Source organism: Mycobacterium sp. TH-M103 (genome assembly GCF_057473785.1).
Genome location: NZ_JBYCLG010000082.1, coordinates 1 through 9,416, shown reverse-complemented (window position 1 = coordinate 9,416; position 9,416 = coordinate 1). Strand labels below are relative to the sequence as shown.

General features: G+C 71.3%; 9 protein-coding genes. 4 read left to right on the top strand and 5 right to left on the bottom strand.

From position 1 onward, the window contains the following. Window positions 1-57: 57 nt before the first annotated feature. Window positions 58-1,866, bottom strand: a complete 1,809-nt coding sequence (locus tag AC2VOR_RS04795; RefSeq protein ID WP_369736662.1) for a hypothetical protein — start codon at window positions 1,864-1,866, stop codon at window positions 58-60. On the opposite strand from AC2VOR_RS04795, the gene AC2VOR_RS04790 reads away from it, so the two are divergent. Beyond that, on the top strand, window positions 1,832-2,776 hold the full coding sequence (locus AC2VOR_RS04790; protein ID WP_369736663.1) for an NAD-dependent epimerase/dehydratase family protein: 945 nt from the start codon (window positions 1,832-1,834) through the stop codon (window positions 2,774-2,776). The two genes, AC2VOR_RS04795 and AC2VOR_RS04790, sit on opposite strands and share 35 nt — an antisense overlap. On the opposite strand, the gene AC2VOR_RS04785 is transcribed toward AC2VOR_RS04790, so the two are convergent. Genes AC2VOR_RS04785 through AC2VOR_RS04775 form a run of 3 tightly spaced genes read right to left on the bottom strand, consistent with a single transcriptional unit; the run spans window position 2,773 to window position 5,066 of the window. Further along, window positions 2,773-3,114 (bottom strand): DUF2304 domain-containing protein, encoded by a 342-nt coding sequence (locus AC2VOR_RS04785; protein WP_369736664.1) that lies wholly within the window; start codon window positions 3,112-3,114, stop codon window positions 2,773-2,775. The two genes, AC2VOR_RS04790 and AC2VOR_RS04785, sit on opposite strands and share 4 nt — an antisense overlap. A 14-nt stretch (window positions 3,115-3,128) precedes the next feature. Continuing rightward, complete coding sequence (locus AC2VOR_RS04780) at window positions 3,129-3,830, bottom strand: glycosyltransferase family 2 protein (protein WP_486963288.1); 702 nt, start codon at window positions 3,828-3,830, stop codon at window positions 3,129-3,131. 21 nt (window positions 3,831-3,851) lie between these two features. Continuing rightward, entirely contained in the window at window positions 3,852-5,066 is a 1,215-nt protein-coding gene (locus AC2VOR_RS04775) for a hypothetical protein (RefSeq protein WP_486963289.1), read from the bottom strand. Window positions 5,067-5,248: 182 nt separating this feature from the next. On the opposite strand from AC2VOR_RS04775, the gene AC2VOR_RS04770 reads away from it, so the two are divergent. Beyond that, on the top strand, window positions 5,249-6,334 hold the full coding sequence (locus tag AC2VOR_RS04770) for a DUF475 domain-containing protein (RefSeq protein WP_369736665.1): 1,086 nt from the start codon (window positions 5,249-5,251) through the stop codon (window positions 6,332-6,334). 15 nt (window positions 6,335-6,349) lie between these two features. Here the strand turns inward: AC2VOR_RS04770 and AC2VOR_RS04765 are convergent, their stop codons facing one another. Further along, entirely contained in the window at window positions 6,350-6,838 is a 489-nt protein-coding gene (locus AC2VOR_RS04765; RefSeq protein ID WP_369736666.1) for an inorganic diphosphatase, read from the bottom strand. Window positions 6,839-6,940: 102 nt separating this feature from the next. On the opposite strand from AC2VOR_RS04765, the gene dacB reads away from it, so the two are divergent. Together dacB and AC2VOR_RS04755 are read left to right on the top strand one after the other, a co-directional pair. Continuing rightward, window positions 6,941-8,329, top strand: a complete 1,389-nt coding sequence (gene dacB, locus AC2VOR_RS04760; RefSeq protein ID WP_486963287.1) for a D-alanyl-D-alanine carboxypeptidase/D-alanyl-D-alanine endopeptidase — start codon at window positions 6,941-6,943, stop codon at window positions 8,327-8,329. Further along, window positions 8,326-9,369, top strand: a complete 1,044-nt coding sequence (locus tag AC2VOR_RS04755; RefSeq protein WP_486963286.1) for a zinc-dependent metalloprotease — start codon at window positions 8,326-8,328, stop codon at window positions 9,367-9,369. Before dacB ends, AC2VOR_RS04755 begins: the two co-directional genes overlap by 4 nt. Window positions 9,370-9,416 lie beyond the last annotated feature (47 nt).

Here is a 9,416-nt window from a genome sequence, read left to right as displayed (position 1 = left end):
GAATAGGTCAGGAGTTCGATTCTCCTAGGCGGCTCCACGGCTCCACGGCTCCATGCCTCAGGCCGGGGTCAGGAATCCCACCGGTCCCGACGCGAGGCACAGTGACAGCGCGGCGGTGTCGGCGCGCACGGTGATCGCGTCGCCGGCGCCGGGCAGGCGCACGAAAACCCGGTTGAGTCCCGGATGCACCGCAACCCTGACGCCGGGCCCCTGGGTCAGCGACAACGTCATCGAGCCGTCGCTGTTGGCCAGGTAGTTGAGTTCGACGGTCCAGTCGGCCGGCAGCAGGGGGCCGTCGAGCACCAGCCGCGCCGGCTTGTCCGGTTGCGCGAAGTACCCGCACCGCGGCAGCGGTCCCGGCACGATGGTGCGCACCCATGTCACGTGCGCGTCGACCAGCCGGCCCGAGCTGTCCAGCATGCGCAGTTGCGTTGTTGCCGGGGCGAATTCGGGTCGGTCCCGCAGGAGTGCGAACAGGTGGCTGGCCAGGTTCTCGGGCCAGACCACTCGTTGGAGCACCAGCGGGTCGACCTCCTGGTCCAGCAGCGGCGCCGGCGAGGCCGCGCGGGCGGCGGCCAGGCCGGCGCGGGCGTTGCGCAGGTAGGGCTGGGCGGGGTTATCGCGCCAGCTGGTCAAAAACGTCGCCGTCGAGTACAGGCTGCTGACCACGAACAGCGCAGCAAGGATCCCCACCGCCACGGCGCGCCCGGGCGAGGCGTCGAGCCGGCGCGCCGGCCCCGCCCGGTTGGGGGCGCACAGCGCGACGGCGGCCAGCAGCGCCAGCACCACGACGAGATCGGGCAGGTACCGCAGGGTCTGGGCGAGCTCGAGCGCGGTCTGCTTCGACGAGCGCATCAGGTAGATCGGCACCTGGCAGGCGACGGCGTAGCCGGCCGCGGTGAGCCAGACCGCGACGATGCGCTGCTTGCGGACCAGGGACAGCGCGAGCAGCCCGGCCAGCACCAGCCAGCCGAGCGCCATCACCGCGGGCGGGGGCGTGGCCCACGGGGACGCCGGCGCCCACCGGGCCCAGCGCCACGGCCCGCCGGCGAGCCCCGGCACGATGCCGTGGGTGACCGATCGCCACAACAGCGCCCCGGTCATCGGCAGGTCGAAACTCCACCGCCGCTGGTTGACAACGGCCAGATAGACGGCCGCCCAGGCGGCGGTCAGGGTCAGCGACGCCACCCACAACCGCACGCCGGCCCGCCACACCGTCACCACGGCCGACCGGTCGCCCAAGACGTGACGTAGCAACGCGGCGACGGCGAAGGCGACGAACGGGATCACCGCGGCCTTCTCGAAGAACACCAGGCCGGCGAAGTAGGCCAGGGCGCCGGTCACCGCGTAGCGCTGGTTGCCGGTGCGCACCAGCAGGATCGCGTCGGCGCACACCCAGGCCAGCGCGGCCAGCATCGGCAGCGAGTTCAGTGCCGCCGCCCACCAGGCGAACCCGGGCACCGCCAGCGGGGTGAACAGCGCGAACGTCAACGGGATCAGCAGCACCCGGCGCCAGCCCAGGATGACGTACAGGGCGCGCAGCAGGGCCAGCGAGGCCAGCAACTGCAGCACCACCAGGCTGATCGCGGGCCCCGTCCAGTTCAGGGGCGAGGCCCGGATGATGGCGCCGGCCAGCAGGAAGGCGGCCGGCATCAGGTGACCGTCGTGATCGTCGAACAGGTACGACGGCGACAACAGGCCCTCGGTGCCGGCCTTGCCGACGAGAATCAGGTCGTCCCAATAGAAGTAGCCGCCGAACGCCAGCGCCGCGTGGATGCCCAGCTGCACGGCGATCAGCCCCGCGGCGGCCGCCGCTATGTATGGTGGGCCGGTGCGCGCACTGGTCACCGGGGCAGCCGGGTTCATCGGCTCGACGCTAGTCGACCGTCTGTTGGCCGACGGTCACACGGTGGTGGGGCTGGACAACTTCGCGAGCGGGCGAGCGGCCAACCTCGAGCACCTGGCCGGCAACCCGGCCTACGACTTCGTCGAAGCCGACATCGTGACCGCGGATCTGGGCGACGTCCTGGACCGGCACCGCCCCGAGGTGGTGTTCCACCTGGCGGCGCAGATCGACGTGCGGCGCTCGGTGGCCGACCCGCAGTTCGACGCGTCGGTCAACGTGATCGGCACGGTGCGCCTGGCCGAGGCGGCGCGCCGCGCCGGTGTGCGCAAGGTCGTGCACACGTCGTCGGGCGGGTCCGTGTACGGCGTCCCGCCGTTCTACCCGACCCCCGAGTCGGTCCCCACCGACCCGGTGTCGCCGTACGCCGCGGGCAAGGTGGCGGGGGAGATCTACCTCAACACCTTCCGCCACCTGTATGGCCTGGACTGCTCCCACATCGCCCCGGCCAACGTCTACGGCCCCCGCCAGGACCCGCACGGCGAGGCGGGCGTGGTGGCGATCTTCGCCCAGGCGCTGCTGGCGGGCAAGCCCACCAAGGTGTTCGGCGACGGCGGCAACACCCGCGACTACGTGTTCGTCGACGACGTGGTCGAGGCCTTCGTCAGGGCCTCCGGCGACGCGGGCGGCGGGCAGCGTTTCAACATCGGCACGGGCACCGAAACGTCGGACCGCCAACTGCATTCGTCGGTGGCGGCGGCCGCCGGCGCGCCCGACGACCCGGAGTTCCACCCGCCGCGGCTCGGCGACCTGAAGCGGTCCTGCCTGGACATCGGCCTGGCCGAACGCGTGCTGGGCTGGCGCCCGCGGGTGGGCCTCGACGAGGGGGTACGCCGCACCGTGGACTACTTCCGCACGGTGCGTGCGGGCTAAGCCTGTTCGGGTGCCTGCGCGCCCTCGAGCGCCACGGCCCGGGCCAGGCGCGCGTAGCGCAGTTCGAGGTCCTTGAACCGCAGGTAGGTGCTCAGCGTGGTGAAGCTGAACGCCATGATCAGCGCGTAGAGCATCAGGTCGGTGCCGCGGCGCACCCCGAACCAGTGCGCGACCACCGAGGTGTCGTCGGGCCGCAGCACGGCATAGACGCCGGCCAGCACGAAGGCGATGTAGCCGACCTTGACCCAGGCCCGCGACCGCGCGCTCCGGCGCGACCGCAGCAGATAGACCAGCAGCGCGACGATCGACCCGATCAGCAGCACCTGGATCCAGTTCATCTCTCACGTCCTCTTCATCGCGATGACCGGCCCCGCAGGAACCCCTCGAAGATGATGTTGACACCGTTGAGTAGGGGCTGCCCCTTCGACTTCGAGTAGTCGGTGTAGAGCACTTCGACGGGTTGTTCGGCCACCCGCCAATGGTTTTCCTCGATCAGCATGACGAATTCGTTGGCGTGGCTCATGCCGCTCATCGTGATGTCGAGCCCGTCGGCGACCTTCTTGTTGAACACCCGCAGCCCGTTGTTGGTGTCGGTCAGCCCGAGGCGGCGGCCGCGCCGGCTCAGTCGCGCGGCGGTCTGCAGCACAACGCGTTTCAGCAGCGGCGGCCGGCTGCTCTCGGTGCCGCCGAACCGGGTTCCGATCACGATGTCGACGTCGCCCGCGCACAGCCGGTCCACCATCGCGGCCAGGTCCTTGACGCGGTGCTGGCCGTCGGCGTCGAACGTCGCGAAAACCATTGCCCCGGGCTGTTTTCGGGCGTACTCGACGCCGGTCTGGATCGCGGCGCCCTGGCCGAGGTTGACCGGATGGCGCACCAGGTGGGCGCCGGCCCGCAAAGCGATCTCGCCGGTGCCGTCGGTGCTGCCGTCGTCGACGCAGACGACGTGGTCGAAGACCGCACGGACGTCGCCGATGACCTCGCCGATGACGGCGGCTTCGTTGAAGGCGGGGATGACGACCCAGACGTCGGGATAGCGCTTTTCGATCCCCATAACCTACACCCGGGACATCGTTCAGCCGGTGATGCGCCCCGTGCGCGCCAGCGCCGCCAGGTGTACACCGATCCCCACCAGCGGACCGCACATCAGGCCGACCACGGTGCGGGCCGGCAGCGGCAGCGGCAACAACAGCAGCAGTCCCGACGCCACCGTCGCGACCACCCAGCCCAGCGAATAGGCCCGATGCAGCGCGGCCGCGACCGCGGCGGCGCCCGTCAGCGTCAGCATCGCGATGGCCACCGCGGCCGCGGTCAGCCAGGCCAGCAGCGCGCCGCTGGCCTGGTACTGCGCCCCGAACCCGATCCGCAGCAGCCACGGCCCCACCACACCCGCGGCCAGCACCCCGACGGCGCCGATGCCGCCGATCACCCCCGCCGGCGTGATCAGGGCCCGCAGCCGGTCGTTGCGCTCGTCGACGAAATGCGCGATCAGGTTGCCCTGCATGGCGGTCAGCGGCACCAGCAGCGGAGCGCGCGTCAGCGTCACCGCCAGGATGATCACGCCGCCCGGCGCCCCCAGCTCGGTGCTGGTCAGCTTCAGCAGCACCGGGAAACCCATCACCAGGATCGCGCTGGCGCCGGCCGCGGTGATCGAATGGGCGGCGCCCCGCAGGAAGGTCGCCGTGCCGCCGGGCGTCATCAGGCGGGCCGCGAGCCGGGTCGCGGGCGAGGCCGCCAGCATGACCAGCCAGGCCACCGCGCCGGCCACGGTGGCCCACAGGAACCCGACGAGCCCCCAGCCCAGCGTGAACGTGGCCGCGGCGACCGACACCCGGATCGCCGCGTCGGTCACCATCAGCGCCCCGTATTGCGTCCACTGGTCGGTGCCCGCCAGCATGCCCAGCAGCGTGGCGTGCAGGCAGAATCCCGCCAGTCCGACGCTGAGCAGCGCGACCGACAACCAGCGCGCGTCCACGAACACCCGTGCGCCCCACAACGGCGAGCTGCCGGCGATGACGACCGCCGCGGCGGCCCCGACCAGCGCGGCGACCCGCAATGGGTGCGTGCGCGTACCGTCGGGGCCGGGCAGCACCTCGAAGTAGCGCGTCGCCCGGACCTCCCGAGTGGTTTCCTGCAGCAATCCGTTGGCCGCGCCGGTGACCAGCCCGAACGCCCCCCAGAAAACCCCGAACACCGAAAAACCGCCCGGAGCCAGGTCACGGGCGGCCAGATAGATCACCGCGTAGCCGCACAGCGCGGTGAGGGCGGTGGCGGTGCCCACGCGCGCCATGCTGCCGCGGGCCACCGGACCGCTGGAGGCTCCCACACCGGTCACCGGGGCGGCACCCCCGGCCGCCCGACCCGATGCAACGACACAGGCTGAAGATAGTGCCCCGACGTCGTTGCGTCGCCACCGACGGGCGCGGCGGCGACCGGGTTTCGCTAATGTGAGCGGCTGTCTGGGAAGGATTCATGGCCGCGTTGCGCATTTTCGGGGTCTCGCTGTTGCTCACCGCGGTGGCCCTCGCGCTCGGATACGCCCACGGCGGCACCAAGGACCTGTTCCTGCTGCTGGTGCTGGCGGTGCTCGAGGTCTCGCTGTCCTTCGACAACGCGATCATCAACGCCGCGGTCCTGAAGCGGATGAGCCCGCTGTGGCAGCGGATTTTCCTGACTGTCGGGATCCTCATCGCGGTCTTCGGGATGCGGCTGCTGTTCCCGCTGGTCATCGTCTGGGCGAGCGCGGGCATCGACCCGGTCCGCGCGATGGAGCTGGCGCTGCATCCGCCGCCGCACGGCGCGCTGGTGTTCCCGGACGGCTCACCCAGCTACGAGAAGCTGGTCATCGCCGCGCACCCCCAGATCGCGGCGTTCGGTGGCACGTTCCTGCTGATGCTGTTCCTGGACTTCGTCTTCTACGACCGGGACATCAAGTGGCTCAAGTGGATCGAGGTGCCCTTCGCCCGCATCGGCCGGCTGGGTCAGGTGGCGGTGAGCGTGGCGCTGGTCGCGCTGGCGCTCGTCGGCAACGGGCTGACGCACTCCGCCGCCGAGCGTGCGACGGTGCTGACGGCGGGCTTGCTGGGCCTGGTCACCTACCTGGTGGTCAACGGCCTGAGCCGGGCCTTCCGCCCGGCGGACGTGGAGGCCGTCATCGCCAACGAGCCCCCCGGCGCGGCCGTCGGCAAGGCCGGCCTGACGCTGTTCCTCTACCTCGAGGTGCTCGACGCCGCCTTCTCGTTCGACGGCGTCACCGGCGCCTTCGCGATCACCTCGGACCCGATCGTCATCGCGCTGGGTCTGGGACTGGTGGGCTCGATGTTCGTCCGGTCCATCACCATTTTCCTGGTCCGCCAGGAGGCGCTGGACCGCTACGTCTATCTCGAGCACGGGGCGCACTGGGCGATCGGCGTGCTGGCCGTGATCATGCTGATCTCGGTCGAGCCGCGGTTCCACATCCCCGAGACGTTCACCGCGTCGGTCGGGGTGGTCTTCGTGGGGGCGGCGTGGACCTGGAGCGTGCTGCGCAACCGCCGCGTCTCCAGGTCCGCCGCCTGACCTCCTACCGCGGTGTCAGTGGCCCTGGGCCTTGAACCGCTCGATCGAGCGCTGGATCTCGGCCTCGGCCTCCTCGCGGCCCACCCAGTCGGCAGCCTTGACGAACTTGCCCGGCTCGAGGTCCTTGTAGTGCACGAAGAAGTGCTTGATCACCTCGAGCTCGAACTCCGGAACGTCGCCGACGTCCTGGACGTGGTCCCAGCGGTGGTCGCCGGCCGGCACGCACAGAACCTTGTCGTCGCCGCCCTTCTCGTCGGTCATCTTGAACATTGCGACCGGACGCGCCTCCACGATCACGCCCGGGTAGACCGACTGCGGCAGTAGCACCATCGCGTCGAGCGGGTCGCCGTCCTCGCCGAGGGTGTCCTCGATGTATCCGTAGTCGGTCGGGTAGGCCATCGAGGTGTACAGGTAGCGGTCCAGCCGCACCCGCCCGGTCTCGTGGTCGATCTCGTATTTGTTGCGCTGGCCTTTGAGAATCTCGATGGTCACGTCGAATTCCACCGTGTTGGCTCCTTCATCTGGTTCCGCCCTGTCGGGCGTCCACCCTATTCGATGCATCCTGTGAGGAGTTCGGCACAATGGGGTCAGACAGTCAGGAGAGTGATGGGTCCTACTCGCTGGCAAAAATCAACCCGGATTCTGTTCGGGTTGGCCGTGCTGGTGTTCGTGGCCGCCGTGATCGGCACAGCAACGTTTCTCACCATGGGCGGGCACCGAGCCAGCGGCGCGCGGCCCACCGTGCCGCCGCCGCGCCCGCCGACGGTGAAGCCGGGGCTGGTCCCGGTCAGCGACACCGCCGAGGTGCCCGGCGCCGCGGGGCTGGCGGCGGCGTTGGGGGCCGCGGCGGCCGACCCGAACCTCGGCAGGCTCGGCGGCCGGGTCACCGACGCCATGACGGGCATGGAGCTCTGGCAGGTGGCCGACGACCTGCCGCTGGTACCCGCCTCGACGAACAAGATCCTGACCGCGGCTGCGGCGCTGCTGACGCTGGACCGGCAGGCCCGGATCAGCACCCGGGTGGTGGCCGGCAGCCAGAACGCCCAGGGGCCGATCGTGCTGGTCGGCGCCGGGGACCCGGCGCTGTCCGCGGCGCCGCCGGGCGCGCAGACCTGGTACAAGGATTCGGCGCGCATCAGTGACCTCGTCGATCAGGTCCGGCGCAGCGGCGTGACACCGACCGCGGTGCAGGTGGACACCTCGGCCTACAGCGGCCCGACGCTGGCTCAGGGCTGGGATCCGGCCGACGTCGACAACGGCGACATCGCCCCGATCGAGTCGGTGATGATCGACGCCGGGCGCATCCAGCCCACCACGGTGAACTCGAGGCGGTCGCGCACCCCGGCGCTGGACGCCGGCCGGGAACTGGCCAAGGCCCTGGGCCTGGACCCCGCCGCCGTGAAGATCGCCACGGCACCCTCGGGGGCGCGGCAGCTGGCCGTCGTGCAGTCGGCGCCGCTGATCGAGCGCCTGTCGCAGATGATGGAGCACTCCGACAACGTTCTGGCCGAATGCATCGCCCGCGAGGTGGCGGCCGCCATCAATCGGCCCCGCAGCTTCGCCGGCGCCGTCGACGCGGTGACCAACCGGCTCGGTGCCGCCCACGTCGACACCGCGGGCGTCACGCTGCTGGATTCCAGTGGGCTCTCGGTCGACGACCGCCTGACGGCCAAGACGCTGGACGGCACGGTGCAGGCGGCCGCGGGGCCGGACCAGCCCGGGCTGCGGGCGCTGCTGGATCTGCTGCCGGTCGCGGCCGGCAGCGGGACGCTGGGCGACCGGTTTCTGGACTCGGCGAGCAACCAGGGCCCCGCCGGCTGGCTGCGCGCCAAGACCGGCTCGCTGACCGCCGTCAACGCCCTGGCCGGGGTGGTGACCGACCGCAGCGGACGGGTGCTCACGTTCGCGTTCCTGTCCAACGACGCGGGCCCCAACGGCCGCAACGCGATGGACGCGCTGGCGGCCAAGCTGTGGTTCTGCGGATGCGCCACGTGACCGCGGCGCCAGACCTGACCCTCGGCACCGCCGTCGACTGGGCTTTCGCGGCCACCGTCGGGCAGCGGCTCGCCCGGCCGGGCCCGCCGTTCAGCGACTACACCCGCCGCCAGGTGATCGACGAGCTGACCGTGGCGGCCGCCAAAGCCGAACCGCCGGTGCGCGACGTCACGGGCCTGGCCACCAACGGGTCGGTGCCGGCGGCCCGGGTGGTCGACCGCCCGGAGTGGGTGCGGGCCGCGGCCGAGTCGATGCGGGTGATGACGAACGGCACGGAAAAGCCGCGGGGCTTTCTCACCGGCCGCGTCACCGGCGCGCAGACGGGCGCGGTGCTGGCCTTCGTCTCCTCCGGGATCCTCGGGCAGTACGACCCGTTCGCGGCCGCCAAACAGGGCTGCCTGCTGCTGGTGTATCCGAACGTCATCGCCGTCGAGCGGCAGCTGCGGATCGATCCGTCGGACTTCCGGCTGTGGGTGTGCCTGCACGAGGTGACCCATCGGGTGCAGTTCACGGCCAACCCCTGGCTGGCCGACTACATGTCGGAGGCGCTGGGGCTGCTGACCGAGGGCGCCGGCGACGACATCGGGCAGGTCGCGGCCCGGCTGGCCGACTACGTCCGCAGCCGCGGGGCGGGGGCCGACGCCGGGTCGTCGGGGATCCTGGGCCTGGTGCGGGCCGTGCAGTCCGAGCCGCAGCGCGAGGCCCTGGACCGGTTGCTGGTGCTGGGGACGCTGCTGGAGGGGCATGCCGACCATGTGATGGACGCAGTCGGGCCGGTGGTGATCCCGTCGGTGGCCACCATCCGCCGTCGGTTCGACGAGCGGCGCCACCGCAGGCAGCCGCCGCTGCAGCGGGTGCTGCGCGCCCTGCTGGGGCTCGACGCCAAACTCAGTCAGTACACCCGCGGCAAGGCGTTCGTGGACCACGTGGTGGGGCAGGTCGGAATGGAGCGGTTCAACACCGTGTGGTCGGGGCCCGACACGCTGCCGCTGCCGGCCGAGATCGACGAACCCCGGCGATGGATCGACAGGGTCCTGTAGGGCGGCTGCGTGCGGCCGTCGAGGGTTTCGCCGCCACCTACCTGCCC